We start from the raw sequence: 26,426 nt of genomic DNA, 5'->3' as shown, positions 1-26,426 counted from the left end.
ACGGAGCCGGCCAACGTTTCGGGGTTCGCATATCGGACCGGCGGAGTGGGCTGCGCTGTCCCTGCGTCGCACGGATAGTCAGCAGATCCGTGCTGACGTATTTTCCACGTTAGACCTCTTGGCCGCCATGTCAACGGCGGATTCCGGACCCGCACGGCCGCGGCGGAACCGCCGCTGGTCAGGGGCCGATGACCAGGGGCGGGTCTATTGGCCGCGGATGATTTTCCGAAGCCGCTCAAGCCGCGTGGCGATGTCGCGTTCGGCGCCATTGGCGGTGGGCTGGTAGTAGTTGCGGCCCACCAGATCATCGGGCGGGTATTGCTGGGAGGCCACGGCATGCGGGGCGTCGTGGGCGTATTTGTAGCCCGCGCCGTGGCCCAACTGTTTGGAGCCCGGGTAGTGGGCGTCGCGAAGATGGGCGGGGATCCCGTTCCCGAGGCCGGCGCGGACGTCGGCGATGGCCTGGTTGATTCCCATGTACGCGGCGTTGGACTTCGGCGCGGTGGCCAGGTGCACCACGGCCTCCGCCAAGATGATGCGGCCTTCCGGCATGCCGATCAGCTGCACCGCCTGGGCGGCCGCGACGGCGGTCTGCAACGCCGTCGGATCCGCCATGCCGACGTCCTCGGCGGCGGAGATCACGATTCGTCGGGCCACGAACCTCGGGTCCTCCCCTGCCTCGAGCATCCGGGCCAGGTAATGCAGGGCGGCGTCGACGTCCGAGCCCCGGATGGACTTGATGAACGCGCTGGCGACGTCGTAGTGCTGGTCCCCGGCCCGGTCATAGCGAACGGAGGCGACATCCAGGGCCCGCTCCGTGTGCCGCAACTGGATCGTAACGGGTTCCGGCACGTTCGCGGCTGCGCCGGCAACGACTGCCTCGGCGTCGTCCGCATCACCGAAGGCGACGCCGGCGGCGGCCTCGAGCGCGGTCAGGGCGCGGCGGGCGTCCCCTCCGGAGAGCCGGACCAGGTGCGCCAGGGCTTCGCCGCTGAGTTCTGCCTTCCCGTTCAGGCCGCGGGCATCCGTGACGGCCCGTTGCAGCAGGCCCTCGACGTCGGCGTCGGTGAGCGGCTTGAGGGTCAGCAGCAGCGAGCGGGACAGCAGCGGGGACACCACGGAGAACGAGGGGTTCTCGGTGGTGGCCGCCACCAGCACCACCCACCGGTTCTCCACGCCGGGAAGCAGCGCGTCCTGTTGTGCCTTGTTGAAGCGGTGGATTTCGTCGAGGAACAGCACCGTGGTGGTTCTGTACAAATCGCGCGCGGTCAGGGCCTGATCCATCACGCGTCGGACATCCTTCACGCCGGCAGTGATGGCCGAGAGCTCGACGAATTTCCGGCCGGGGCCCTTGGCGATGACGTGGGCCAGGGTGGTCTTTCCGGTGCCCGGGGGACCCCAGAGAATCACTGAGCTTGGCCCGGCGGGGCCCGTCGCGTCGGAGCCGGCGGCCAGCTGGCGCAGCGGGGAGCCCTGGCCGAGCAGGTGCTGCTGGCCCACCACATCATCGAGGGTGCGCGGCCTCATCCGGACGGCGAGCGGGCTCCGCGGCGAGGCGGTCCCGGCGGCGGAACGGGCGGGGGCCGAGTCGGCAGCGCCGACGCCGGTACTTTCGTCGGCGTCGTCGTCTTCCCGCCCTGCGCCAAAGAGATCATCCACATAGATAGGCTACTTCTAGATCCCGCCCGCCTAGACACCCCCAACACCTCCCCCACTTCTCACCCCGCAACGGAGAGCCCGCCATGCCCAGCCCCGAGACCCGCGTGGCCTTCGTCCCCGGTGCCAGGTTGCCCGGCTGGGTGGAACGCTTCGCGGCGAGCCACGGCGCGCTGGTGGAGGAAGAGCTCGACGCCGGCTTGCTGCTGCACGCAGCGGACGGCGCCGAGGCCCTGCTGCAGGCGCCCTGGCCCGTTGACGGCCGGCCCGGCCGCGGCGGCGACGCCGTAGCCCGGCTGGGCTCGCTCGCCTCACAACCACGGAGCCTCGGGGCAGTCCTGGTCCGCCGGGGCGGCTATTCCGTGGCCGTGGTCAGCGCCGGCGCGGTGCTGGCTTCCAAGACCGGCACCCGACACGTTCAGTCCCGCACCGCAGCGGGCGGCTGGTCCCAGCAGCGCTTCGCCCGCCGGCGCGCCAACCAGGCCGATGCCCTTGTGGAGGCCGTGGCGGAGCACGCCGCCAGGATCTTTGCCGAACACCGGATCGAATACCTGGCGCCGGGAGGCGACCGGGCCCTGGCGGAGTTGGTCCTCGCCGAGCCTGTGCTCAAGCAGTACGCCGCGCTGTCCCGGCTGCCGTTCCTGGACGTCCCCGATCCCCGGGCCGCCGTCCTGAAGAAGGCCGGGGCAGAGCTGTGTTCTGTCCGGATCCGGGTGACGGATCCGCCCGTGTAGGTGCGGCACTTGTCGCAGGGCCCGTTTCGACGGTTCCCTGCCGTTCCGATGCTGCGGAACGTCTAGTGGGCACGGAACCGTCGAAGCGGCGCGCGGGACGCGATGTCAGCAGCCGGTCAGGTGCCGCTTCGGCCGTTCCTGCCGGTAGAGGTACCGGCCCGCTGTCTGGAAGCCGGCACGCGCATAAAGTTCCCGGGCCCCGGCATTGGAGGCCGTCACCAGCAGCCAGTACCGGACGAGGCCCCGGGCGTCACCTGCACTCAGCAGACTCTGCAGCACCCGGGAGCCGTGGCCACGCCTCCGGGCGTCCGGCCGCGTCGCCATGCAGTACAGCCCGCCGGTGCCGGCAGCAACGCCGCCGTCAGCGCCGGAAGGGACGGCAAGGCGTCCGACAGCGGCCGGCACGCCGTCGTCGTCCCGGACGAGGGCGTACAGCGAGGGGCAGCGTTCCAGGATCCCGCGGGCGACGGCGAGGGCAGCTTCGTCACCGCGCCCGTCCACGCTCCACCACAGCCGCAGCCACTCCGCGGAGGGCTCCGTTGCCAGCTCGACGCCGGGGTCAGCCTCCGGCGCATCCGCTCCGCCGGTCCGGACCAGCACCAGCGTTTCGGACTGCCGGGTGAACCCTTCCTCGTCCAATACGGCGTTGAGCGGCGCGTAGCGCGGGTCGTCGAACACTTGGAAGATCAGCGGCAGCCGACGGTTCCGGTACCAGAGTCGCGCCGCCCGGAGCCTGGTGAGAAGCCCGTGGTGATCACCGCCGGGTTCCCGCGGCCAGACGGAGTTGGCCCGTTGGGTCACGCCGGAGGCGGCGCGGAGCATCCAGCCGCCGGATTCCTCCCGCTCGGCGGCGGGCCAGGCACTGTCCATCAGTTCTTCCCACGCGGGCGTCGGTTCCATGGGACCCCCTCGGTCCAGTGCTCAGTCCAGTGCTCAGTCCAGTGCTCAGTCCAGTGCTTCCGGGACAGCGAAGGCTCCCCGGTTGCCCGGGGAGCCCCTGCTGTTGCGTGGTCAGGCTACTTCTTGCCCTCCTCGGTCTTCTTGGCCTCGGGCTTGAAGTCGACGCCGGCTTCCTTGCGCTGCTGCGCGGTGATGGGAGCCGGAGCCTGGGTCAGCGGGTCATAGCCGCCACCGGACTTCGGGAAGGCGATGACGTCGCGGATGGATTCAACGCCGGCCAGCAGGGCCACAACGCGGTCCCAGCCGAAGGCGATGCCGCCGTGCGGGGGCGCGCCGAACTTGAAGCCTTCCAGGAGGAAACCGAACTTGGTCTGGGCATCAGCCTTGTCCAGGCCCATCAGTTCAAAGACCCGCTCCTGGACATCGCGTTCGTGGATACGGATGGAACCGCCGCCGATTTCGTTGCCGTTGCAGACGATGTCGTAGGCATAGGACAGTGCCGACTCGGGGTCGGTGTCGAAGCTGTCCAGGTACTCCGGCTTGGGCGAAGTGAATGCGTGGTGCACGGCGGTCCACTTGCCGGCGCCCACGGCGACGTCACCGGAGGCAACAGCGGCCGCGGCAGGTTCGAACATCGGCGCGTCCACGACCCAGCAGAACGCCCAGTCCGCAGGGTTGATCAGGCCGGTGCGGTGACCGATCTCCACACGGGCAGCGCCGAGGAGGGCGCGGGACGGGGTCTTTTCGCCGGCTGCGAAGAAGATGCAGTCGCCGGGCTTGGCGCCCACGGCGTCGGCGAGGCCGGCACGCTCGGTGTCGGTCAGGTTCTTGGCCACGGGACCGGCGAGTTCGCCGTCTTCCTTGTACAGGACGTACGCCAGGCCCTTGGCGCCGCGCTGCTTGGCCCATTCCTGCCAGGCGTCGAGGGCACGGCGGGCCTGGGAGGCGCCGCCGGGCATGACGACGGCACCGACGTAGGGTGCCTTGAAGACACCGAAGTTGGTGTCCTTGAAGAATTCGGTCAGCTCGGTGAGCTCCAGGCCGAAGCGCAGGTCCGGCTTGTCCGAGCCGTAGCGGGCCATGGCGTCGTGGTAGGTAATGCGCTGGATCGGCGTCGGGATCTCGACGTCAATCAGCTGCCACAGGGCTTTGACGATGTTCTCGCCAAGGCCGATGATGTCGTCCTGGTCCACGAAGCTGGCCTCGATGTCCAGCTGGGTGAATTCCGGCTGGCGGTCCGCGCGGAAGTCTTCATCGCGGTAGCAGCGGGCGATCTGGTAGTACTTTTCGAAGCCGCCCACCTGCAGGAGCTGCTTGAACAGCTGCGGGGACTGCGGCAGCGCATACCAGGATCCCGGTGCGAGCCGTGCGGGGACGACGAAGTCGCGGGCGCCTTCCGGCGTCGAACGGGTCAGCGTCGGGGTCTCAATCTCCACGAAGCCGTCCTGGTGCAGCAGCTCGCGGGCCACGCGGTTCGCCTCCGAACGCAGGCGCAGGTTGCGGGCGGGGCCGGGGCGGCGCAGGTCCAGGTAGCGGTGCTTGAGGCGGGCCTCCTCGCCCACTTCAACGTGCTCGTCGATCTGGAACGGCAGCGGGTCGGAGGTGTTGAGGATGGTGACCTTCTCGGCCATGACCTCGATCTCACCGGTGGGAAGCGCCGGGTTCTCGTTGCCTTCGGGGCGCTGGGAGACGGTGCCGATAATCTGCAGCACGTACTCGTTGCGCAGGCCGTGGAAGACCTCCTCTTCGCGGACCACGACCTGGGCGACGCCGGATGCGTCACGCAGGTCGACGAATGCGACACCACCGTGGTCACGACGCCGGCCGACCCACCCGGCGAGGGTTACGGTTTGTCCAATGTGCTCGGAGCGAAGAGATCCGAGGTCATGTGTGCGCAGCACAGCATTCCTTTCAGCGGAAAATCATAAGTGACGTTTCAAAAGTTGATCTTCAGAAAATATTGAAGTTCAGCAAACAATGTTCAATAGGATCGCTGCAGGAACGATCCCGTTCGAGTTTACCCGTTGGAAAGGCCCCTCCCGCCATGGCAAGCCGGCGTCACGGAACCCCGCCCGGCTCCCCGCCGGGCGGCCACGCCGGCCATCAGCGGCTCCAGCGCCGGCTCGGCGTGTTCGATTCCACGGCAATCGGCCTGGGTTCCATGCTCGGCGCCGGCGTGTTTGTGGTGTTCTCCCCCGCCGCCGCCCTGGCCGGGCCGCTGCTGACACTCGCCGTGGCCGTGGCCGGCCTGATCGCCTACTGCAACGCCGTCGCGTCGGCGCAACTGGCGGCCAAGTACCCCGCCAGCGGCGGCACGTACGTGTATGGACGCCGGCAGCTTGGCGAGTGGCCCGGTTTCATCGCCGGTTGGGGTTTCGTGACGGGCAAGACGGCGTCATGCGCGGCGATGGCGCTCACGTTCGGGCACTATGCGGCGCCCGCCTACGCCACGCCGCTGGCTATCGGCGCCGTCGTGGTCCTCACCGGCGTCAACCTGCTTGGCATTACGCGGACCGCGCTGCTGACCAGGATTCTCCTCGCCGTGGTCCTGGCCACGCTCGTGTTCGTGGCCGCGGCGTCGCTGCTGGGTCCGCACCCGGACGGCGCCCCCGGCGCAGCCGGGGAGCTTGCGGCGCTGACGGCACCGGCGACGTCGGGTGGCTGGGGCGTCCTTCCGGCGGCGGGACTGATGTTCTTCGCGTTCGCGGGCTACGCCCGGATCGCCACGCTGGGCGAGGAGGTCAAGGACCCGGCCCGCACCATCCCGCGCGCCATCCTGGCCGCCCTGGCTGGGGCCTTCGTGATTTACCTGACACTGGCCGTCCTGCTGCAGTGGCACCTGCCGCCGCAGCAACTGGCGGGCTCGACGGCGCCGCTGCTGGACGCGGTGGAACACTCGCGGCTCAGCGCCGGGGCCCCCTTCGTCCAGGCCGGGGCGGCCGCCGCCTGTCTTGGTGCGCTTCTGGCCTTGATCGCGGGGGTAGGCAGGACCACCCTGGCGATGGCCAGGGAAGGTGACCTGCCTACCCCGCTGGCCCGGGTGGGCGGCGCCCACACCGTGCCGCTGGTCGCAGAACTGGCCGTCGCCGCCGTCGTCATTATCTTGCTACTAACCCGCGATGTGCTGACCGTGGTCGGGTTTTCCAGCTTCGGCGTGCTTATTTACTACGCCGTGACTAACGCGGCCGCCTTCACCCTGCCCGCCCGGCCGTGGCACGCGCCGCGCTGGCTCAATGCGCTGGGCTTCCTCGGCTGCCTGGTCCTGGCCGTGACACTTCCGCCGGCCTCCATGCTGGTCATGGCAGGGGTCCTGGCCGTCGGGGTGGCCGTTAGGTTCCTCGTCCTGCGGCGGCGCCGTACGTAAGGCGCAGTACGTAGAGCGCCGTACGTAGGGCGCAGTACGTAGTGGGGACGCAGGAAGGACCTACTTCACGGTGGTGACGCGCACGTGCAGGTCCTCCTCGGACGGCGCCCACGTGGCCGGGTCGGCGTCGTACTGCTCGCCCGAGCGGATGTCCTTGACCTGGTGCTTGCCGTCGTCGTCGGTGAACCAGACAAAGGGAATGCCACGGCGGTCCGCGAACTTGATCTGCTTGCCGAATTTCTCCGCCTTCGCCGCGACTTCGGTGCAGATGCCGCGGTTGCGCAGCTGCGCGGCGACGTCCTGCGCGGCTGCCCAGCTCTCGTCGTCGTTCAGCGCCACCAGCACGGCCGTCGGAACGGACCGCGAGGCTTTCGCGAGGTCCTGGCTGAGCATCCGGGACACCAGCCGGGTCACGCCGATGGAAAGTCCGACGCCGGGGAACTTGCGGTTGCCCTTGCTGGCCAAGGCGTCGTAGCGGCCGCCGGAGCAGATGGAGCCGAGCTGCTCGTGGCCCACCAGGACCGTTTCCACCACGGTGCCCGTGTAGTAGTCGAGTCCGCGGGCAATGCTGAGGTCGGCAACCACCCGCCCGGGGGCGTGCTGGACGGCGGCCGCAATGACCTGCTCCAGCTCGTTCAGGCCCTCCTCCAGCAGTTCGTTGCTGACGCCCAGCGCGCGCACCTGTTCCACGAAGGACGTGTCCTTGGTCCGGATCCCGGCGAGTTTGAGGGCGGCCTGCGCCTGCTCGTCGGTAGCTCCAAGCTCTTCCTTGAGCAGCTCGGCAACCTTAGCGGCCCCGACCTTTTCGAGCTTGTCGATGCTGCGCAGCACCCCCGGAGTGTCTGTCAGGCCGATTCCGGTGTAGAAACCTTCGGCCAACTTGCGGTTGTTGATCCGCAACAGAAAGTCGGGGATCGGAAGGGCGTTGAGGGCTTCGGCGATCACCAGCGCGATCTCGACGTCGTAACGGAACGGCAGTTCGCCGTCGCCCACAACATCGATGTCCGCCTGGGTGAACTCCCGGGCCCGTCCCTCCTGGGGACGCTCGCCGCGCCAGACCTTCTGGATCTGGTAGCGGCGGAACGGAAACGCCAGGTACCCGGCGTTTTCCACGACGTAGCGCGCGAACGGCACGGTGAGGTCAAAGTGCAGGGCCAGGGCGTGGTGATCCGTCTTGGGCGTTGCGTCTTCCTCGTCCTGGAGACGGCTGAGGCCGTAAACCTCTTTGTCGATTTCGCCCTTACGCAGCAATTGACCAACGGTCTCCACGGCGCGGGTTTCGATCGAGGAGAAACCATGGAGCTCAAATGTCCGGCGCAGCGTGTCCAGCACGTGGAGTTCCACCAGCCGCTCCTCCGGAAGCCACTCGGGGAATCCTGACAGGGAGGCTGTGCGTGCCATGGTGAAATTTTCTCCTCTAGTTGCTACTGCGGTATGTCGTCGCGACGCAGTATCGTCCGGCACGGTCTTCTTCGGTCATTCTCTGTCGAAACGTAGCGAAGATAGGCGGCAGACCGGCCAGTCGTGCATAAACTGTGTGCGGCAGTCAGTTTATGCGTTCGGCGCCCGCTTCTTCCAACGGGGCCGGTCCGGTGGACTGCCGGCAGCTTGCTGCTGTAACCGCGACGACGCCCACCGCCCGTTGCGGTCACGGCCTGACAACCAGGAGGACCATTGGCCGCCAGTTCACGCAGCGCCCGCGAGGCGAAGCGGCGCGTCCAGCAGATGGAGGCCAGGCGCGCTCTGCGCCGGGACCAGGACAAGCGCCGCAAGCGTGACAACCTTCTGGCCGTCAGCGCCGGTGCAGGGGCGATCGCCCTCGCCCTGGTCCTGCAGCTCACCGTCTTTTCCTCAAACCCGACCGAAGAAGAGGTCGCTGCCGTCCAAGAGGGACTAGCGAGCCCGTCAGCGTCCGCCACGCCGACTGCTGACCCGACGAATGCCGCTAACATCCCCAAACCCGATGCCGCCGCGGGCAAGACCTTTACCGGCGAACTGAAACTAAACCGCGGCACGTTGGGCGTTGAGCTCGACGGCACGAAGGCCCCGCAGGCCGCTGCCGTCTTCAAGTCCTTGGCCGACCAAAACTTCTACAACGGCCTCAACTGCCACCGGCTCACCACCGCCGAGAACTTTGGTGTCCTGCAGTGCGGGTCCAAGTCCGGCAACGGCAGCAGCGATCCGTCCTACGTCTGGGGACCAGTGGAAAACGCCCCGACGGACAATAAGTACCCCGCCGGAACCATCGCCGTGGCCCGGACCAGCGGCAACGCCAACAGCAACGGAACCCAGTTCTTCATCGTGTACAAGGACACCGTCATTCCGGCCGATGCCGCCGGCGGCTATACGGTGGTGGGCAAGGTGACGTCCGGGCTCGACGTGGTGAGCGGGATCGCCGCCGCCGGACTTAAACCGGGCGAGAGCGCCACGGACGGCGCACCTGTGGAACCAGTCACGATAGACTCGTTCTCACTGAAGTGACCAGCCGCGGCCCTGAACGCCGTGGTCCGGTATCCCTCCAAGCGAAAGACTTCTAGCGGTGACAGACAGTCAGAAATCCGACGAAACATTGGCAGCAGCATCCGCCAACGAAACCGAAACCGAGGCAACCCTGGCCCAGGGTGCAGGCGCTACCCGGGACGCGTCCGGCGACGTAGCCGGCGACACGGCGCCCGCCGCGGCTGACGTTGAGCCCGCCGCGAGCGACGACGACGCCCCCGCCGAGGTTGCCGCGCCTGCCGCCGAGCCGGCCGCAGAAGCCGCCCCGGCCGAAACTGAAGCCGCGCCTGCTGCTGAAGCGGCGCCTGCCGAGTCGGTTCCTGCTGCTCCCGCGCCCGACGAAACTGAAGCGGCGCCTGCCGAGTCGGTTCCTGCTGCTCCCGCGCCGTCCCCGCGACCGACGCCGGCACCTCGGCCCGCGCCGACTCCGGCAGCATTCGCCGCCCGGCCCAAGGCCAAGCCGTCCCCCGCCGCACCGGCTCCCGGGCCGGCCGCCGTATCTTCCGCCGCCTCGCTGGCTGAAGCAGCCCGCTGGGGCCGGGTGGAGGGTGACGGCCACGTTTTCCTGACGATTGACGGCACGGAATACCCCGTCGGCCAGTACCCGGGAGTCAGCGCCGACGAGGCGCTGGGCTACTTCGCCCGGAAGTTTGACGACGTCGTGGCGCAGATCGACCTGCTTGAACAGCGCGTCAGCTCCAAGGCACCCACCACGGACATGCAGAAGACCGTCACGCACCTGCGCGAGCAGCTCGCGGAACGGAACATGGTGGGCGACTTCCGCTCCGCGGAGGCCCGGCTGGACGCACTGGTGACGCAGATCGGCGAGCTTGAGAAGGCCGAGAAGGCCGAACACGATGCCGTCCGCGCCGCCGAACTCGCCGCCCGCGAGGCCATCGTGGCCGAGGCCGAGGAAATCGCCGGCCATGATCCGGCGCAGATCCAGTGGAAGACTTCCAGCGCCCGGATGAACGAGCTCTTCGAGAGCTGGAAGACCGCGCAGAAGAGCGGCGTCCGGCTCGGGCGCAGCAACGAGGACGCGCTGTGGAAGCGGTTCCGCGCCGCCCGCACGGTCTTCGACCGGCACCGTCGCGCCTACTTCTCCCAGCTGGACAGCAACAACTCCGCAGCCAAGGCCGCCAAGGAAAAACTCATCGCCGAGGCCGAGGCACTGTCCTCGTCGACGGACTGGGGCTTCGCCGCCGGCGAGTACCGCCGCCTGATGGAAGACTGGAAAGCGTCGCCCCGCGCCAGCCGCAAGGACGACGATGCCCTGTGGGCGCGCTTCCGCGCCGCCCAGGATGTGTTCTTCACCAACCGGCAGGCAGCCAACGACGAGATCGACCAGGAATACGGTGCGAACCTCGTCGTCAAGGAAGCACTCCTGGCCGAGGCCAATGAGCTCCTGCCGATCAAGGACCTGGCAGCTGCCAAGAAGGCGCTGCAGTCCATCCGCGACCGCTGGGAAGAAGCCGGCAAGGTCCCGCGCGCGGACATGGGCCGCATCGAGGCAGGTCTGCGTAAGGTCGAGGACGCCGTCCGAGACGCCGAGGACGAGAACTGGAAGCGCTCCAACCCGGAGACGAAGGCACGCACGAACAGCGCCCTGACCCAGCTGGAAGCTGCCATTGCCGGCCTCAAGGAAGATCTGGCCAAGGCGGAGAAGGCCGGCGACGAGCGCAAGATCAAGTCAGCCAAGGAAGCCCTCGAGGCCCGGCAGGCCTGGTTGGAGCAGCTCGAGCGTTCGGCGAGCGAACTCGCCTAAGCACATTAGACGGCCAGTTCAGGCTCCGTTCCGGTTTATCCACATGACCGGAACGGGGCCTGTTCTGTGTGCGGGAAACCGGCAACGATGGCGGAATGGTACTCATGCCCCGCGCCCCCGCCCCTGGTTCGGGTGCGGGTCTGGGTGGGGCTCCGGTTGGGGGTCCGGGTCGGGCTCCCACTTCGGCTCAGGGTCCGAGGGCTCAGGGCGCGGAGCCAAGGGCCCAAGGTCCGGGGCAGTGCGAGCTCTACTCCCCCGGCGCCCTGTTCTCCTGGCCCGAACTTCAGGCCATGGCCGCCGACGGCGTGCTGACGCAGCTTTATCAGCGCGGCTACCTGCCGCCCGGCGCCCCTGCCAGTCCGCAGTTGCGCGCCCGCGCCGCAGCCCTCGCCGTGGCGCCGGCCATCCGGCAGCGGGTGGTGGCGGGGCGGATGACCGCGGCCTGGATCTATGGCTGCGCCGCCGAGCCTGACCGCCTGGCACTGCTGGTCGACGCCAACCGGCGCATATCCAGCCTCAGGTCCGCGCGCGGCTGCACGTTCCACGAGGTGCGGTTGGGGCCCTTCGACGTGGTCAGCATGGGGGGCTTGATGGTGTCCAGCCCGCTGCGCACTGCGCTGGACGTCGCCCTGCACGTGGAGGCGGAACGCGCCGTGCCGGCCCTGACGGCGCTCCTGGCCAGACCCGAGCTGGGTGTTCGGCTCCGGCTGCTGAAGCTCGCCGTTGACGCCAGCCCCCGCGTCCCGCACAGGAGGGCGGCGCTGGCCAAGCTCGGCGCCCTGGCGCCGCCCCCGGAGGAGCCATAGCCGGAGGAACGGCAGTCGCAGGAACGGCCCCCATACGAGCCGCCCTCACAGAAGCCGGCCGGTGGGGGCTAGTTGCGGCGGCGGTTGCCGGTGGTGCGGTACACGTCGAAGACGCCGTCGATCCGGCGGACGGCGCTGAGCACATGGCTAAGGTATTTGGGATCGCCCATCTCGAAGGCAAACTTGGAGATCGCCACCCGGTCCGTGGAGGTGTGCACACTGGCCGCCAGGATATTGACGTGGTTGTCCGAGAGCACGCGGGTGACGTCGGAGAGCAGCGACTTGCGGTCGAGGGCTTCGACCTGAATCTCCACGAGGAAGACGCTGGACTGCGTCGGCGCCCAGTCGACTTCCACAATCCTGTCCGGCTGGTCCATCAGGCCGCTGACGTTGGTGCAGTCGGTCCGGTGCACCGATACCCCTGAGCCGCGCGTGACGAACCCCAGGATGGGGTCCGGCGGCACCGGCGTACAGCACCGGGCCAGCTTCACCCAGACGTCGTCCACGCCGCGGACCACCACACCGGAATCGGAGAAGCGTGCCTTGCTGACCTGGGTGGGGATGGAGACGTCGGAGATGTTGTCGTCCGGGTGCTCGTTCCCGCCGAGGCTCTCGACCAGGCGTTCCATGACGGACTGCGCGGACGTGTGCCCATCACCCACACCCGCGTAGAGCCCGGAGATGTCCGTGTACTTGAAGTCCTCGGCGATCGCGGCGAGGGCGTCGTGGGTCATCAGTCGCTGCAGCGGCAGGTTTTGCTTCCGCATCGCCTTGGTCAGCAGGTCCTTGCCGCGGTCGATCGCTTCCTCGCGGCGTTCCTTGCTGAACCACTGCCTGATCTTGTTCCGGGCCCGGGCGCTCTTGACGAAGTGCTGCCAGTCCTGGCTGGGGCCGGCACCCTCTGCCTTGGAGGTGAAGATCTCCACCCAGTCGCCATGGTTCAGTTCGCTGTTGAGCGGCACGAGTTTGCCGTTGACACGGGCGCCGATGGTCCGGTGGCCCACCTCGGTGTGCACGGCGTAGGCGAAGTCCACCGGAGTGGAGCCTGCCGGAAGGGCCATGACCTCGCCCTTGGGGGTGAAGACGAACACTTCGCGGGCATTGATTTCAAAGCGCAGGGAATCGAGGAACTCGCCCGGGTCCGAGGTTTCCTGCTGCCAGTCAACGAGGGAGCGCAACCAGCCCATGTCGCCGTCGCGCGGGCTGCCGGGCCCTGCCGCGGTCCGGTTCGGCTGGTCTTTGTACTTCCAGTGTGCGGCCACGCCATACTCGGCGCGGCGGTGCATCTCGTGCGTCCGGATTTGGATTTCCACCGGCTTGCCGCCGGGACCGATCACCGTGGTGTGCAGCGACTGGTACATGTTGAACTTGGGCATCGCGATGTAGTCCTTGAACCGCCCAGGCAGGGGGTTCCAGCGCGAATGCATTGCGCCCAGGGCCGCGTAACAGTCCCGGACGGAGTCGACCAGGACTCGGACGCCCATGAGGTCGTTGATGTCGTCGAAGTCCTTGTCGCGGACGATCATCTTTTGGTAGATCGAGTAGTAGTGCTTGGGACGACCGGTGATCGTGGCCTTGATCTTGGCGGCCCGAAGGTCCTCGGTGATCTGGTTGCGGATGACGGCCAGGTTCTTTTCGCGCTCCGGGGTCCGGTCCCCCACCATCCGCACGATTTCCTCGTACACCTTGGGGTAGAGGGCCGCAAAAGACAGGTCCTCCAGCTCCCACTTAATGGTGTTCATGCCGAGCCGGTGGGCGAGAGGCGCAAAGATTTCCAGGGTCTCGCGGGCTTTGCGCGCCGAGGACTCAGCCGAGACGAAACGCCAGGTGCGGGCATTGTGCAGCCGGTCGGCGAGTTTGATCATCAGGACGCGGATGTCCTTGGCCATGGCCACGACCATCTTGCGCACGGTCTCGGACTGGGCCGCCTCACCGAAGCTGACCTTGTCCAATTTTGTGACGCCGTCCACCAGCATGGCCACTTCCGGGCCGAACTCGGCCTTGAGGTCGGCCAGGGTGTAGGAGGTGTCCTCGACAGTGTCGTGCAGCAAGGCTGCCGCCAGGGTCGTGCCGCTGAGGCCCAGTTCGGCGAGGATGGTGGCCACTGCCACCGGGTGCGTGATGTACGGGTCGCCGCTCTTGCGTTTCTGTCCACGGTGGCACCGTTCGGCCACCACGAAGGCGCGCTGGATGAGGTCGAAGTCTTCTTTGGGATTGTTGGCGCGCACGGTGCGCAGCAACGGCTCCAGGATGGGGGAATAGGCTGGCGCCCCGCGGCCGGTCAGCCGGGCCAGGCGCGACCTCGTGCGTTCACGCCGGCCGGGAAACGTGGGCCGCGCGCCGGTGTTGCCGACGGGCACAGGCACGTCGGGACGTCCGGGAGCCACCAGGCCAGTCTGTTGACCCTGGCCTTGGCCCTTGTCCACGGGTGCCACCGGCACCGGCGTCGAACGTTCTTCCAATGGAGCACCTCTCGCGACCGGTTTAATTATTCAAGTGTATTCCCGCGGCAGGATACTTCGATAACCGGCCGGATGCGGAGACGGGCCGAAGACCGTCCTCAGGACGTTCTCCGGCCCGCCGATGGACCGTTCAGGGCGGCCGTCGCACGGTCCCGCCGCCGCTGGGGCACCAGGACCGTTCTGCGAAGGTGGACTCAGGCCGGGGCAGCCGTTGCCTGCGCGCCCGTCTTGGCGGCCGCGTCCGCGCGCCGCTGCTCCACACGCTTGGCCTGCTTGAGCAGGTCGGGTTCGCCCTGCCGCAAGGCGGCGTACAGCGGTGCCGCGATGAAGATCGTCGCGGCGGTGCCGACCAGGATGCCCACGAACAGCGCCAGGGACAGATCCCGCAGGGTACCGGCGCCCAGCAGCCCGGCACCAATGAACAGGATCGCGCCGACCGGGAGGATCGCCACCACCATGGTGTTGATGGAGCGGACCAGGGTCTGGTTGATGGCGAGGTTGACTTCCTCGGCGAACGTCCGCCGGGTGGATGCCTGGATGTCCGAGGTGTTCTCGCGGATCTTGTCGAACACCACCACGGTGTCGTACAAGGAGTAGCTGAGCACGGTGAGGAAACCGATGATCGCCGACGGTGTCACTTCGAAGTCACTGAGCCCATACACACCGGCGGTAATGAACATCGTGACGGCCATCCCGACGAGGGCCGAGAGGGACATCTTCCAGGTCCGGAAGTAGAGCGCCATCAGTACGGCGGCCAGGCCCACGAAGATCGCCAGGCCGATCAGGGCCTGCTTGGTGACGTCCGCGCCCCAGGTGGGGCCGACGAAGGTGGAGGTGACCTCGTTCTCAGTCACGCCGTAGGCCTTGGTGAGGCCTTCCTTGATCTGCAGCGTCTCGTCGTCGCTGAGCTTGTCCGTCTGGATGCGCATGGTGTTGCCGGCGACGTTGGCCACGCGGGGCACCGCGCCCGGCACGACCTCCTGGACAGCTTTCTCACCGCGGGATGCCTCGGTGGACGTGACGTTGGAGACCGTAAACTCGGAACCGCCGCGGAACTCGATGCCAAGGTTGAAGCCGCCCTTGGCGACCGGGATCAGGATCGAAAGGGCGACGGCGATCCCGGCAATCAGGAACCAGACCTTCTTGTAACCGACAAAGTCGTACGAGCGCTTGCCCGAATACAGCTCATTGCCGAACGTTGAGAAGTTGACCATTTATTTGCCCTCCTGGGACGTGATCTTGGAGGACCCGGCGAGCTGCCCCTGCTTTGCCTGCTCCTGCTTTTCCGCGAGACGGCGTTCGGCGATCGTCATCCGGCGCTCGGCCTCTGCCGCGGCACCGGAATTCTTGGCCCGCACCAACACGGGCTTGTCCTCCGGGGTACGGAGTCGGCCGGCTCCGCGGTAGAGCGGTACGGCACCGAGGCGCTTCGGGTCAAGACCCGAGAACCGATGGCCTTCGCCAAAGAACTTGGTCCGGGCCAGCAGCTGCAGCGTGGGGTGGGTGAACATGAATACGACGATGAGGTCGGCGATGGCGGTGAGGCCGAGCGTAAAGGCGAAGCCGCGGACGTTGCCCACTGCCACGAAGAACAGCACGACGGCGGCGAGGAGGTTGACGGCCTTGGACGCCAGGACGGTGCGCTTGGCCCGCTTCCAGCCGTTCTCCACGGCCGAGACCAGGCCGCGGCCTTCGCGGAGTTCATCGCGGATGCGTTCGAAGTAGACGATGAAGGAGTCCGCCGTCTGGCCGATGGCCACGATCAGGCCGGCCACGCCGGCGAGGGAAAGCCGGTAGTTCTCGGTCCAGCCCAGAATCGCGATGGCAAGGAACGTCAGCACACCGGCGATCAGCAGGGATGCGACGGTCACGAAGCCGAGGGCCCGGTACTGGAACAGCGAGTACACCACCACGAGCAGCAGGCCGATCAGGCCGGCGAGCATGCCCATGCGGAGCTGCTCACCGCCCAGGGTTGCCGAGATCTGCTGTTCGCTCTGGATTTCGAAGCTGATCGGCAGGGCACCGAAACGAAGCTGGTCGGAAAGGGCCTTCGCGGATTCCTCGGTAAACCCGCCCGTGATCTGCGGCCGGCCGTCGGTGATGACGGCGAGGGAACGCGGGGCGGAGATGACCTGGTCGTCCAGGACGATGGCGAACTGGGCCTTCGGATCAGAACCGGTCTGGCCGCCGCCGGCGGCGTAGAACTGGTAGAGGCGTTCGGTGACTTCCTTGAATTTGGCGGTACCGGCGTCGTCGAACTGGATGTTGACAGCCCATTCGTTGGTCACCGCACCCTGGGCGCCGCGCTGCAGCTGGAAGGAGGAGGACTTGATGTTCGAGCCCTTCACTTCAACCGGGCCGAGGATGTACTTGATGGCAGGCGAATTGGCCGATGCCGGCTCACAGGTCACCAGCGGCTTGGTCGGATCGGAGCGCTGCTGCTTGTCCTGGGACGGGTTGTCACAGTCAAGCGCCTCAAACTGCTTGTAGATAGCGGGGGTAATCCAGTTCGTGTCGCTGCTGTTCGCCGGCGCGGCCGTCGGCTTGGGCAGCTGGTCTTCCGGCGTCCGTGATGCTGCGGGGACGGCGGCGCCGGCGCCCGTCTGGAGAACGGGGCGGAAGTTCATGTCGGCGGAAGCCTGGATCAGCGCACGGGTCTCCTTGGCAGGAGTTCCCGGCAGGCTGACGACGACGTTGCGGCCGGACTGCGTGCTGATTTCAGCTTCCGCCACGCCCGAGCCGTCGACGCGCTGACGAATGATCGCCACGGCCTGGTTGAGCTGATCTTCGGTAATACCCGAACCGCCCTCAACCTTGGGCGCCAGAATCATCTGGGTGCCGCCTTCGAGGTCCAAGGCGAGCTTGGGGGTCCACCCGGCCTGGCCGGCAATGGTGCCGCCTGCCAGAACGGCGGTCATGGCGGCGATGAGTACGCCAAGCCATACCAGCGTTCTGATGGCTGAGTGTTTGGGGCCAGTTCGTGCCATTGTCGATCTTTCTATTTATTGACGGCGGATCCGCCGGCGGGGGCACTTGGCCCCGCCGGCGGATGCCCGCAACCGTTGCTTCGCGGGATAGCCCAGGTAGGCAGACTAGCTGTCTTTCTTGCCCTCATCGTTGAGGCGGCGCAAGGTTTCCTCGGGGGTTTCGGTCCGGGGCGCTTCGCTGAGGGGTGCCGCGCTGTCCGTCTTGTCGGTGGTCAGTGAGTTCTCAGTGGTCAGCGAGCTCTCAGTGGTCAGCGCGGAAGCATCGTCGGGAACAACGGTCGGCTCCTCCGCCGCGACAACCGGCTCCACAATTTTGGTGACGGCCTGGCGGTGGACGGTGGCGGTGTTGCCCGGGGAAAGTTCCAGCGTGACCTTGTTCTCCGCCTCGTCGATGTCGACGATCCGGCCGAATAGCCCAAAGCTCGTCATGACCTCGACGCCGGGGCCAAACTTCGACTGGAGCTGCGCCTGCTGCTGCTGTGTCTTCTTGTTGCGGCGGAACATCATAAAGACGAACACGCCGAGCATGACGAACAGGAGAATTGTCATTGGATCCAAGGGGATTGTTCCGTTCTGTACTTGCATAGCTGTTTTTCAGCAACGTCCGTTTGCTCCGGGCGGCGCGGGCACGGGCCGCCACAGAAACCTTGCAGTGAGACCATCCCCCGCCGCCGACGGCCACCTTCTCTCCGCCCACGGAAACAAACCCGGACGTGCCGAGCGTCATACCAGTCTAAAGGGAAAAGCTGAAAGAACGGTGCTAGCGGCTATAACGGAACCGTTCCGGACCAGTTTCGTCGCCGAATTCTCCGTCAGCACCCGGCGTCCCGTCGCCCGGCTCGTCAGACTGGAACAGCTCCAGGGGATCCTGTCCAAAGACTCCCGCGGGAACGGCGAAGCCCAGGTGTGTCCATGCAGGCGCCAGGGCGATGCGGCCCCGGGGCGTCCGGCCCAGCAGCCCCTCACGGACGAGGTACGGCTCGGCGACCGTTTCCACAGTCTCTGTTTCCTCGCCGACTGCGATCGCAAGCGTGGAGAGACCCACCGGCCCCCCGCCGAACTTGGTAATAAGGGCTTCGAGAACGGACCGGTCCAACCGGTCCAGGCCGCGCTTGTCCACCTCGTACATGTCCAAGGCAGCGGACGCCGCCCTGGCATCAATTTGCTCGATGCCGTGGACGAGTGCCCAGTCCCGGACCCGGCGCAGCAGCCGGTTGGCGATGCGCGGCGTGCCCCGGGACCGTCCGGCTATCTCGCTGAATCCTGCCGAATTGACCTTCAGGTCCAGCAGGCCGGCGGACCGGCGCAGGACGAGCTCCAGCTCTTCGACCGAATAAAACTCGAGGTGGCCGGTGAAGCCGAAGCGGTCACGCAGCGGACCGGGGAGCAGCCCGGCGCGCGTGGTGGCGCCCACCAGCGTGAAGGGCGGCAGTTCGAGCGGGATGGCGGTGGCGCCGGCGCCCTTGCCGACGACGATGTCGACGCGGAAGTCCTCCATGGCCATGTACAGCATTTCCTCGGCCGGGCGGGACATGCGGTGGATCTCGTCCAGGAAGAGGACTTCGCCTTCAGAGAGCGAGGACAGGATGGCCGCGAGGTCGCCGGCGTGCTGGATGGCCGGGCCGCTGCTGATCCGCAGCGGAACATTCATTTCGGCGGCGATAATCATCGACAGGGTGGTCTTGCCCAGGCCCGGAGGGCCGGAGAGCAAGACGTGGTCCGCGCTGCGCCCGCGCATGCGCGAAGCTTCAAGAACGAGCGACAGCTGCTTCCTGACCCGGTGCTGGCCCACGAAGTCGTGCAGGTTCTTGGGCCGCAGGGCGGCTTCGATGGCGCGCTCCTCCGGCTCCTCCCCCCCTGCGACAATAGACGGCTCAGCCACGCGCGCCTACCCGGTTTCCGGCGCGGGCGCCGTCCTGCCCCAGCCAGCGCAGCGTGGCGCGGAGGATCTCTGCCACGTTGCCGTTCGCGGCCAAGTCCGGGGAATCGGCGAGGGACTTCTCGATGCTGGCGGCGGCGTCCTTCTCGGACCAGCCAAGGCTGGTCATTGCCGCGACGACCTGCGGCTTCCATACGGACTCGGCGGAAACCTGCGCCACCGGAGCCCCGGCTGTGCCGTGCGGGACGAGCTTTCCGGCGAGTTCCAGCACGATGCGGCCGGCCACCTTGGGGCCAATGCCGGGGACCTTCGTGAAGGCCTTGCCGTCGCCGGAGTGGGCGGCCACGCGGATGGCTTCGGGTTCGTGGACGGCCAGCACGGCCAGGGCCAGGCGGGGTCCGACACCGCTGACGCTGAGCAGGACGTCGAACACTTCCCGCTCATCATCGCTCGCAAAGCCGAACAGGGTCAGTGAGTCCTCGCGCACAATCAGGGACGTAAACAGCTTCCCCTCTTCACCCACGTGGAGGCTGCTGAGCGTCTGCGGCGTGGCGTTGACGCTCATGCCGGCGCCGTTGAGGTCGATCACGGCGGAGGACAGGCCTACGTGCGCTACGGTTCCGCGAAGAAAACTGATCAAGGCCTGGCTCCTGGTTTACAGCTTGTTGGGTCTACAGCTTGACGGGTTTACAGTTTGGTGTGTCTTCAGCTGAGGGGGTCTACAGCTTGCTGCGCTCGAGAACAGTAAGCCAGCCTGCCACCCGATCATCCGAACATCCGAACATATCTACGAATACCCTAGCAAGCGGGGCGGACATTCAGCGCGCGCGGCGCGCCTTTGCCTCCGCGTCGGCCCACGCGCGCTGCGCCGGGGTGAGCGACTGGCTGCCCGGCCCCGTCGTGACTGCATCCTTGGTGGAAGTGCCGCTGCCGGCCCGCCAGGCGTGGGTGATGGCCAGGGCGAGGGCGTCGGCGGCGTCCGCCGGGCGCGGCGGCGCATCGAGCCGGAGGATCTTGGTCACCAGCTTTGTGACGGCGTCCTTGTTGGACGTGCCGCTGCCCGTGACGGCCGCTTTGACTTCGGACGGCGTGTGAAGCGCCACCGGGATGCCGCGGCGGGCGGCGGCAGCAATGACGACGCCGGAGGCCTGGGCCACACCCATGACGGTGCTGACGTTGAGCTGGGAGAAGACCCGTTCCACGGCGAGGACGTGCGGTTCGTACCGGTCCAGCCAGTCATCGATAGAGGTGGCGATGACCAGCAACCGCTGGTCCAGACTTTCCTCCGGCGAGGTTCCCACCACACCGAAGGCGACCATCGTGGCACGCCGGTTCTTTTCGACGTCGACCACGCCGATGCCGCAACGGGTGAGGCCCGGGTCGACCCCCAAGACGCGCAGCGTCAAGGTCGTGCCGTCAAGACCGGGCCTCACAGCCATGTCGAAGTGACGGGGTCACTCGGCTTCCAGTGCGGCCTGCACTTCGTCGCTGAGGTCGGCGTTGCTGTAGACGTTCTGGACGTCGTCGAGTTCCTCCAGCGCGTCCACAAGCTTCATGAACTTCTTGGCGGCGTCGAGGTCCAGGGGCACCTGCATGGACGGAACGAACTCGGCCTCATCGGTCTCGTACTCGATTCCGGCTTCCTTGAGGGCATCCCGGATGGCCTGGAGGTCGGTCGGTTCGGAGTGGATCTCGAAGCTGTCGCCATTGTCCTTGACTTCCTCGGCGCCGGCGTCGAGCACTGCCATCAGTACGTCGTCCTCGCTCAGGCCGTTCTTGGGCAGCGAGACGACACCCTTGCGGCTGAAAAGGTAGCTCACCGAACCGGGATCGGCGATCGTGCCGCCGTTGCGGGAGATGGCGAGCCGGACCTCGGAGGCGGCACGGTTTTTGTTGTCCGTGAGGCACTCAATCAGCAGCGCAGAACCCTGCGGGCCGCGGCATTCGTACATGATCTCGGTGTAGTCGACGACCTCGCCCGTCAGGCCGGCGCCGCGCTTGATGGCGCGATCAATGTTGTCAGCGGGCACCGAAGTCTTCTTGGCCTTGGTGACGGCCAGTTCCAGGCCCGGGTTGCCGGAGAGGTCCGGGCCGCCCATGCGCGCGGCGACTTCGATGTTCTTGATCAGCTTGGCGAACGACTTTGCCCGGCGGCTATCGAGAATGGCCTTCTTGTGCTTGGTCGTCGCCCATTTGGAGTGGCCTGACATGCTTTACGCTTCTCCTCTGATCATTCGAATAAACAATTCATGCACGCGCTTCTCCCCCGTCACTTCCGGATGGAAGGAGGTGGCCAGCAGCTTGCCGGAACGCACTGCAACAATTCTAGCCGTCCCGTCGAGGGATTCGGGGTGGCCGACCTTGGACGGCTCCACCTGGGCGAGGACCTCCACGCCCTCGCCGACGCGCTCCACCCAGGGTCCGCGGATGAAGACGGCGTGGACGGGGGCGACTTGGCCGTCCACCGCGCTGAACTCCAGTTCCTTGAAGTCGAGGTCCGTCTCGAAGGACTCGCGCTGCCGCCCGAAGGCGTTGCGGCGCACGGTGATGTCAAGCCCGCCGAACGTCTGCTGCGGGTTTCCACTGAGGTCTGTTGCCGGATCGGTGATCTCGCCCGCGAGCAGGATCATGCCGGCGCAGGACCCGTAGACGGGGAGTCCGGCCTGAATGCGTTCGCGCAGCGGATCCCGGAGTTCAAAGATCCTTGAGAGCTTGTCGATCGTGGTCGATTCGCCGCCGGGGATGATGAGCCCGTCCAGGCCGTCCAGTTCGGCGGGGCGGCGGACCGCGACGCCGGTGGCGCCAGCGGCGCCGACGGCGTGCAGGTGCTCCCGGAAATCGCCCTGCAGCGCCAGGACGCCGATCCGGAGACCTGTTCCCACGCGGGATTCAGGGGAAAAAGAGGGGGTGGTCATCCCCTCAGCATAATGCGCCGCACGTGTCCAAGACGCCTGAGGCGGCCCCGGGCGTCAAGGTTCCATGCCTCTGCTGGGATATATTACTGAGCATGCTTTACTTCAGCGTTCCGCTCGGCAAGCTCGTCCGCCGGGTCTCCCGGCTCAGGGGCGGAGGCTCGGCCCTTCCCGGGCTTGTGGTCGAAAAAATTGACCCTGGTTTCATGCAGCGGACCCTGTCCACGCTGCCCCTGGGGGTTGCCGTCGTCAGCGGCACGAACGGGAAGACCACCACCACGAAGATGGTGGTGGAACTGCTGGAGAGCCAGGGGCTGAAGGTCTTCACGAACCGCACCGGCAGCAACTTCACGCGCGGCGTGGCCGCCGCGCTGCTGGGCGAGGTGGACTGGCGGGGCCGGCTGCATGCCGACGTCGCGGTCCTTGAACTCGACGAGGCGCACGCCGTGCACTTCGTCAACAGGGTTCCGCCGCGGTACAGCCTGCTGCTCAATGTCCTCCGCGACCAGCTGGACCGTTTCGGCGAGATCGACAAGACCGCGGAGCTGCTTCAGCACATCGCCTCGAAAACCACCGGGACCGTGGTCCTGAACCGTGAAGATCCGCGGGTGGCCCGGATCTCCGGGACGCTGAACGGGCCGGAAGTGCTGTACTTCGGGCTCGACGATTCCCTGCTGAGCACCTTCCCCAACGACGACGAGATGCGCGCGGCGCCCGGAAGCCCGGTGCCGGCCGTCCCCGCCCGGGCGACCGCCGACGTCGTACTGCGCCGGGTGGGCGCCGATGACGCCGATTTCGAGTACGACGGCGGCACAGTCACCACGGCGATGAAGCTGCGCGGCGTCTACAACATCTTCAACGCCGCCGCCGCGCTCACCCTGGCGCGCGCGATCTCAGCGGCCCGCGGCAGGGGCACCGACCAGACCGCCCTGCTCACGGCGCTGTCCAAGGTGGCGCCGGCGTTCGGCCGCGGCGAAAGCCTGGTGGTAGACGGCCTGCCGCTGGAACTTGTTCTGGTCAAGAATCCCAGCGGTTTCCGGCTCGGTTTGAAATCCTTCCCGGCGGCCGGCTATGCCACCATGATTGCGATCAACGACAACTACGCCGACGGCCGGGACATGTCCTGGCTGTGGGACGTCGAATTTGACACTCTCCGCGATGGCGGCGTCGACCAGCTGACGGGCTCCCGCGCTTACGACATGGCGCTGCGCCTGCAGTACGACGACGTCGCCATCGGCGCCGTCGACACGGAGATTGCGCCGGCACTGGACGCGTTCATCCGAGGGAGCAAGGGTAAGCCGAAACGGATCTTCTGCACGTACACGGCGATGCTGGCGATCCGCCGCGAACTGTCCAAAATCACCACAGTGGAGGTGGTCTCATGACCCCCCAATCCCCGGCAACCCCGCACGGACTCTCTTTCGGGCACGAACTGCCGCCCGAAAACCCCGCGCCCAGCAAGGGCACCATCCGGGTCCTGCAGCTCTACCCGCGGGACATGAACATCTACGGGGACTGGGGCAACGCCCTGGTTCTCGCCCAGCGCCTACGCTGGCACGGCTACACGCCCGAACTGCTCGAATACAACGTCGGTGACCCGTTTCCCGCGGACGTGGACCTCATTGTGGGCGGCGGCGGGCAGGACAGCGGACAGCTCGTGATCCAGGACGACCTCCTCTCCCGCGAGTCCACACTGAAGAAACTCACCGAAGACGGCACCCCGATGCTCGTGATCTGCGGGCTCTACCAGCTCTTCGGAAAGTTCTTCAAGACCCGGCTCGGCACCGTCATTTCCGGGATCGGCATCCTCGATGTGGAGACCCACGGCACCGACGAACGGCTGATCGGCAACGTCACCGTCTCCTCCCCCGAGTTCGGCAGCATCCTGGGCTATGAGAACCACAGTGGCCAGACCACCCTGGGACCGGGCGTCGAGCCGCTCGGAACCACCGCCAAAGGGACGGGCAACAACAGCGCCGACGGCCAGGAAGGCGCCCGCTACCGCAACATCGTGGCGAGCTACCTCCACGGTTCGCTGCTGCCCAAGAACCCGGCCTTGGCAGACTTCCTGATCCGGGCCGCCGTCGAACGCAAGTACGGCAGCTTCACGCCCGGCACGCCGGATGACTCCTACGCGGTCCTGGCGCGGGAACACGCCGCCCGCCGGCCCCGCTGAGCCGTTAGTAGATTCAGATGATTCGGATTGAGCGGGATGACCCGGGGCGAACGGATGTCCGTAAGCTCCTGAGCGAGCACCTCGCGGACATGTACGCGACGTCGCCAGCGGACAGCGTGCACGCGCTGGACCACGGAGCGCTTTCCGGCCCGGAGATCGCGTTCTGGACCGCTCGGCAGGACTCCGAGGTCCTCGGCTGCGGCGCGCTCAAGCGACTGGACGCCGGGCCCGGCAAAGAGAAACAGGGCGAAATCAAGTCAATGCGGACCACGGCGCATGCCCGCGGCCGGGGCGTTGCCACGCTTCTGCTCGAACACATCCTTGAGGAGGCCCGGCGAAGCGGCTACGACCAATTGTTCCTGGAGACCGGCAGCCAGGAGTTCTTCGCCCCCGCCCGCCGGCTCTATCACCGGCACGGATTCATCGACTGCCCGCCGTTTGGCAGCTACGTACCCGATCCGAACAGTGTCTTCATGACCCGTGAACTGCACTAATTGCCGTTGACGAACGCCAACACGTCCCGGGCCACCCTGCTGCTGGCGGCCACCCGAAGATGACCGAGGCCTTCATACCAAATCAATGTGCAGTCCGGGATCAGACCGGCGGTCTCGGCTGCAACATCCCTCGGGAAGAACCTGTCGTGGTCCCCGCAGATGAGCAGTACCGGCGGCCGGATCCTTGGCAGGACCGCTCGCGAATTGAAGCTCAGCTCCGCCCGAGCTTCAGTCTGCACGTCCTCCGGCGGGTAGTCGGAGGCGGCGAGCAGGCGACCACCGATGAGAGGCCCCAGCAGCCGGCGGAGCCACGTCAGCCGCGGCCCTGGAAACAGATACTCGGCGAATACAGTCCCGGCCCGCCCGGCGTCGCCGCTAACCAGGGCGCCTGCCATCCGCGCGTCGACGTCCTTGCCCCAGTCGCTGAGCTCAGCCGCGGCGATAACCACAACGATCCGGCCGAAAGCGTCGGGGTGCAGGGCCGCGAGGTACTGCGCAATCATTCCGCCGAACGATTCTGCCACCACGACATCCACGTGTCCGCCGAACTCCTCCGTGATCACGTGGGCGTAGTCGCCGGCCATGTCGCTAATCGTGTGCCCGGGCGGCATGTTCCTGCGCCGGGTCACCACCCAGACGGAAAATCCCGCGTTCAGATACGGCTCGAACTGCCGGCGGATCATGCGGCGCATTATCCCTTGAGGAACCGTACTCCCGGGGCCGCCCTGGATGAACAAGAGCGTTTTCGGTCCGCTGCCCCAGCACAGGTACTCCATTCCGTTGCCGAACGTCCCGCCCCTGGCACTACGCCCGACAGGCCGCTGCGCCGCCGTCATCGGCTGACATAACTTCCCCGCAGCAGCTCCACGAACTCCGAGGGCCGGGATGCCGGCCACCAGTGGCCGCTGTCCACCCGGATGACCGTGAGGTTATCCACCCACGTACCCAGCCCGTCCACGAGATCCGGCGACAGGAAGGAATCCTTCAGCGGCGTAACGACTTGGACGGGAATCGTCACGCGGCCCCCTGCCGGCCACGTCCGTCCCCGGAAAAAGTTGGCGCGGTAGAGCGCCAGCCCGCGGACGGGATCATCGCCGACGTCGCGCTTCGCCGTCCGCTCGTAGCGTTTCGTGAGGAACAGTCGCCAGGCGGCCTCCGGCAGCTTGGGCACGAGGAACGCGGCGATGTACCAGCTTCGGGCCAGCTGGCCGGCCAGCTGTGGCCATGCGCGTGGCCGCGAATACCGGCTGCGCACCCACCGGGCAAAGTGCTGCAAGTCCGGGCCGGAGATGGAAGTGTACCGGCCGATCAGGCCCGCGGCCCTGGAGTCCTGCACGGTGGCCCAGCCTTGGATTGATCCCCAGTCATGGCCCACGAGATGGACATCCGTGGCTCCGACAGCCGCCAGCACGGCGAACATGTCCTCCATGAGCGCGCCCAGCGTGAAGTCCCCCGGGAGACCGGTGACGGCCGACGCGCCCGCGTTCCGGGTGTCGTAGGCCACCACATGGTGGCTTCGGGCCAGATCACGGATGGCGGGCAAGTAGACCCGATGGTCGTCCGGATAGCCGTGTACCAGCAACAGCGTCGGCACATCCGGGCCGGGCTCACGTCCGTACTCAAATACGGCCAGCTCAGCGCCGGACGACGCCACGATGCGCCGCCGCTCATTTAAGGTCTCCATGCTGCCCAAGCTTAGGGCTCCCGGGAGAGAATAGGCCGATCATTTACGACGGCGGACTCACAACACCCTCGCGCCACCGTTGAGAACCCCCGACATGCATGAAAGAGT

General features: G+C 67.1%; 23 protein-coding genes. 8 read left to right on the top strand and 15 right to left on the bottom strand.

Translation table 11 applies throughout. The features are described 5' to 3' along the window. Window positions 1-204: 204 nt before the first annotated feature. A complete protein-coding gene (locus BM372_RS07165; RefSeq protein WP_090953580.1) occupies window positions 205-1,659 on the bottom strand; it encodes a replication-associated recombination protein A in 1,455 nt (484 codons plus the stop codon). Window positions 1,660-1,742: 83 nt separating this feature from the next. On the opposite strand from BM372_RS07165, the gene BM372_RS07160 reads away from it, so the two are divergent. Further along, entirely contained in the window at window positions 1,743-2,390 is a 648-nt protein-coding gene (locus BM372_RS07160; protein ID WP_090953578.1) for an acVLRF1 family peptidyl-tRNA hydrolase, read from the top strand. A 105-nt stretch (window positions 2,391-2,495) separates the two neighbouring features. On the opposite strand, the gene BM372_RS07155 is transcribed toward BM372_RS07160, so the two are convergent. Further along, on the bottom strand, window positions 2,496-3,290 hold the full coding sequence (locus tag BM372_RS07155) for a GNAT family N-acetyltransferase (protein ID WP_090953576.1): 795 nt from the start codon (window positions 3,288-3,290) through the stop codon (window positions 2,496-2,498). A gap of 116 nt (window positions 3,291-3,406) precedes the next feature. Continuing rightward, a complete protein-coding gene (gene aspS / locus BM372_RS07150; protein ID WP_090953574.1) occupies window positions 3,407-5,191 on the bottom strand; it encodes an aspartate--tRNA ligase in 1,785 nt (594 codons plus the stop codon). A gap of 143 nt (window positions 5,192-5,334) precedes the next feature. Here aspS and BM372_RS07145 point away from each other — a divergent pair, with 143 nt between their 5' ends. Continuing rightward, window positions 5,335-6,654, top strand: a complete 1,320-nt coding sequence (locus BM372_RS07145; protein ID WP_090953571.1) for an APC family permease — start codon at window positions 5,335-5,337, stop codon at window positions 6,652-6,654. Between the two features lie 60 nt (window positions 6,655-6,714). On the opposite strand, the gene hisS is transcribed toward BM372_RS07145, so the two are convergent. Next, window positions 6,715-8,055: a histidine--tRNA ligase gene (gene hisS / locus BM372_RS07140; protein WP_090953570.1), complete on the bottom strand. Its 1,341-nt coding sequence runs from the start codon at window positions 8,053-8,055 to the stop codon at window positions 6,715-6,717. A gap of 273 nt (window positions 8,056-8,328) precedes the next feature. On the opposite strand from hisS, the gene BM372_RS07135 reads away from it, so the two are divergent. From BM372_RS07135 to BM372_RS07125, 3 genes are all read left to right on the top strand, one after another. After that, entirely contained in the window at window positions 8,329-9,135 is an 807-nt protein-coding gene (locus BM372_RS07135) for a peptidylprolyl isomerase (RefSeq protein WP_090953568.1), read from the top strand. Window positions 9,136-9,193: 58 nt separating this feature from the next. Continuing rightward, a complete protein-coding gene (locus BM372_RS07130) occupies window positions 9,194-10,918 on the top strand; it encodes a DUF349 domain-containing protein (RefSeq protein ID WP_256214090.1) in 1,725 nt (574 codons plus the stop codon). 290 nt (window positions 10,919-11,208) lie between these two features. Beyond that, on the top strand, window positions 11,209-11,724 hold the full coding sequence (locus BM372_RS07125; protein WP_256214089.1) for a type IV toxin-antitoxin system AbiEi family antitoxin: 516 nt from the start codon (window positions 11,209-11,211) through the stop codon (window positions 11,722-11,724). Window positions 11,725-11,792: 68 nt separating this feature from the next. Here BM372_RS07125 and BM372_RS07120 read toward each other — a convergent pair whose 3' ends face one another. The 9 genes from BM372_RS07120 to pdxT form a co-directional block, all read right to left on the bottom strand. Next, window positions 11,793-14,111, bottom strand: a complete 2,319-nt coding sequence (locus BM372_RS07120; protein ID WP_090953791.1) for a RelA/SpoT family protein — start codon at window positions 14,109-14,111, stop codon at window positions 11,793-11,795. 269 nt (window positions 14,112-14,380) lie between these two features. Next, entirely contained in the window at window positions 14,381-15,400 is a 1,020-nt protein-coding gene (gene secF / locus BM372_RS07115; protein WP_090953564.1) for a protein translocase subunit SecF, read from the bottom strand. Beyond that, window positions 15,401-17,173 (bottom strand): protein translocase subunit SecD, encoded by a 1,773-nt coding sequence (gene secD, locus BM372_RS07110; protein WP_090953562.1) that lies wholly within the window; start codon window positions 17,171-17,173, stop codon window positions 15,401-15,403. Window positions 17,174-17,278: 105 nt separating this feature from the next. Next, the gene (yajC, locus tag BM372_RS07105) at window positions 17,279-17,722 is read right to left on the bottom strand and encodes a preprotein translocase subunit YajC (RefSeq protein ID WP_090953560.1); all 444 of its coding nucleotides are present in this window, start codon (window positions 17,720-17,722) and stop codon (window positions 17,279-17,281) included. A 211-nt stretch (window positions 17,723-17,933) separates the two neighbouring features. Continuing rightward, entirely contained in the window at window positions 17,934-19,055 is a 1,122-nt protein-coding gene (ruvB, locus tag BM372_RS07100; RefSeq protein ID WP_090953557.1) for a Holliday junction branch migration DNA helicase RuvB, read from the bottom strand. Then, on the bottom strand, window positions 19,048-19,692 hold the full coding sequence (ruvA, locus tag BM372_RS07095; protein WP_090953555.1) for a Holliday junction branch migration protein RuvA: 645 nt from the start codon (window positions 19,690-19,692) through the stop codon (window positions 19,048-19,050). The genes ruvB and ruvA overlap by 8 nt, the downstream gene beginning before the upstream one ends. Window positions 19,693-19,870: 178 nt before the next feature. Beyond that, window positions 19,871-20,458, bottom strand: coding sequence for a crossover junction endodeoxyribonuclease RuvC (gene ruvC / locus BM372_RS07090; protein WP_090953789.1), 588 nt, complete (start codon window positions 20,456-20,458; stop codon window positions 19,871-19,873). A 48-nt stretch (window positions 20,459-20,506) separates the two neighbouring features. Next, entirely contained in the window at window positions 20,507-21,262 is a 756-nt protein-coding gene (locus BM372_RS07085) for a YebC/PmpR family DNA-binding transcriptional regulator (RefSeq protein WP_090953553.1), read from the bottom strand. Window positions 21,263-21,265: 3 nt separating this feature from the next. Beyond that, window positions 21,266-21,967, bottom strand: a complete 702-nt coding sequence (gene pdxT, locus BM372_RS07080; RefSeq protein WP_090953551.1) for a pyridoxal 5'-phosphate synthase glutaminase subunit PdxT — start codon at window positions 21,965-21,967, stop codon at window positions 21,266-21,268. Window positions 21,968-22,059: 92 nt separating this feature from the next. On the opposite strand from pdxT, the gene BM372_RS07075 reads away from it, so the two are divergent. The 3 genes from BM372_RS07075 to BM372_RS07065 are packed head-to-tail and all read left to right on the top strand — an operon-like array spanning window position 22,060 to window position 24,634. Continuing rightward, window positions 22,060-23,349, top strand: coding sequence for a Mur ligase family protein (locus BM372_RS07075; protein WP_090953549.1), 1,290 nt, complete (start codon window positions 22,060-22,062; stop codon window positions 23,347-23,349). Further along, entirely contained in the window at window positions 23,346-24,140 is a 795-nt protein-coding gene (locus tag BM372_RS07070) for a type 1 glutamine amidotransferase (protein ID WP_256214088.1), read from the top strand. Before BM372_RS07075 ends, BM372_RS07070 begins: the two co-directional genes overlap by 4 nt. 17 nt (window positions 24,141-24,157) lie before the next feature. Next, the gene (locus tag BM372_RS07065) at window positions 24,158-24,634 is read left to right on the top strand and encodes a GNAT family N-acetyltransferase (protein ID WP_090953547.1); all 477 of its coding nucleotides are present in this window, start codon (window positions 24,158-24,160) and stop codon (window positions 24,632-24,634) included. Here the strand turns inward: BM372_RS07065 and BM372_RS07060 are convergent. Both BM372_RS07060 and BM372_RS07055 read right to left on the bottom strand, forming a co-directional pair. Further along, entirely contained in the window at window positions 24,631-25,410 is a 780-nt protein-coding gene (locus BM372_RS07060) for an alpha/beta fold hydrolase (RefSeq protein WP_256214104.1), read from the bottom strand. The genes BM372_RS07065 and BM372_RS07060 overlap by 4 nt on opposite strands. Before the next feature lie 56 nt (window positions 25,411-25,466). Then, window positions 25,467-26,318 carry an alpha/beta fold hydrolase gene (locus BM372_RS07055; protein WP_090953785.1) on the bottom strand — a complete coding sequence of 284 codons (852 nt, stop codon included), beginning with the start codon at window positions 26,316-26,318 and terminating at the stop codon, window positions 25,467-25,469. Window positions 26,319-26,426 lie beyond the last annotated feature (108 nt).

Origin of the sequence: Arthrobacter sp. ov118 (assembly GCF_900116495.1) — a bacterium.
In the GTDB taxonomy this organism is placed as follows: domain Bacteria; phylum Actinomycetota; class Actinomycetes; order Actinomycetales; family Micrococcaceae; genus Arthrobacter.
The sequence above is the reverse complement of the archived record's forward strand: the minus strand, read 5'-3'. Positions and strand labels throughout refer to the sequence as shown.

Excerpts from the sequence above, each read along its gene's own strand:
- BM372_RS07160 (WP_090953578.1), top strand. The coding sequence starts at position 1,743 with ATGCCCAGCCCCGAGACCCGCGTGGCCTTCGTCCCCGGTGCCAGGTTG.
- BM372_RS07155 (WP_090953576.1), bottom strand. The coding sequence starts at position 3,290 with ATGGAACCGACGCCCGCGTGGGAAGAACTGATGGACAGTGCCTGGCCC.
- BM372_RS07145 (WP_090953571.1), top strand. The coding sequence starts at position 5,335 with ATGGCAAGCCGGCGTCACGGAACCCCGCCCGGCTCCCCGCCGGGCGGC.
- hisS (WP_090953570.1), bottom strand. The coding sequence starts at position 8,055 with ATGGCACGCACAGCCTCCCTGTCAGGATTCCCCGAGTGGCTTCCGGAG.
- BM372_RS07125 (WP_256214089.1), top strand. The coding sequence starts at position 11,209 with ATGGCCGCCGACGGCGTGCTGACGCAGCTTTATCAGCGCGGCTACCTG.
- secF (WP_090953564.1), bottom strand. The coding sequence starts at position 15,400 with ATGGTCAACTTCTCAACGTTCGGCAATGAGCTGTATTCGGGCAAGCGC.
- secD (WP_090953562.1), bottom strand. The coding sequence starts at position 17,173 with ATGGCACGAACTGGCCCCAAACACTCAGCCATCAGAACGCTGGTATGG.
- yajC (WP_090953560.1), bottom strand. The coding sequence starts at position 17,722 with ATGACAATTCTCCTGTTCGTCATGCTCGGCGTGTTCGTCTTTATGATG.
- BM372_RS07085 (WP_090953553.1), bottom strand. The coding sequence starts at position 21,262 with ATGTCAGGCCACTCCAAATGGGCGACGACCAAGCACAAGAAGGCCATT.
- pdxT (WP_090953551.1), bottom strand. The coding sequence starts at position 21,967 with ATGACCACCCCCTCTTTTTCCCCTGAATCCCGCGTGGGAACAGGTCTC.
- BM372_RS07075 (WP_090953549.1), top strand. The coding sequence starts at position 22,060 with ATGCTTTACTTCAGCGTTCCGCTCGGCAAGCTCGTCCGCCGGGTCTCC.
- BM372_RS07070 (WP_256214088.1), top strand. The coding sequence starts at position 23,346 with ATGACCCCCCAATCCCCGGCAACCCCGCACGGACTCTCTTTCGGGCAC.
- BM372_RS07065 (WP_090953547.1), top strand. The coding sequence starts at position 24,158 with ATGATTCGGATTGAGCGGGATGACCCGGGGCGAACGGATGTCCGTAAG.
- BM372_RS07060 (WP_256214104.1), bottom strand. The coding sequence starts at position 25,410 with ATGGAGTACCTGTGCTGGGGCAGCGGACCGAAAACGCTCTTGTTCATC.
- BM372_RS07055 (WP_090953785.1), bottom strand. The coding sequence starts at position 26,318 with ATGGAGACCTTAAATGAGCGGCGGCGCATCGTGGCGTCGTCCGGCGCT.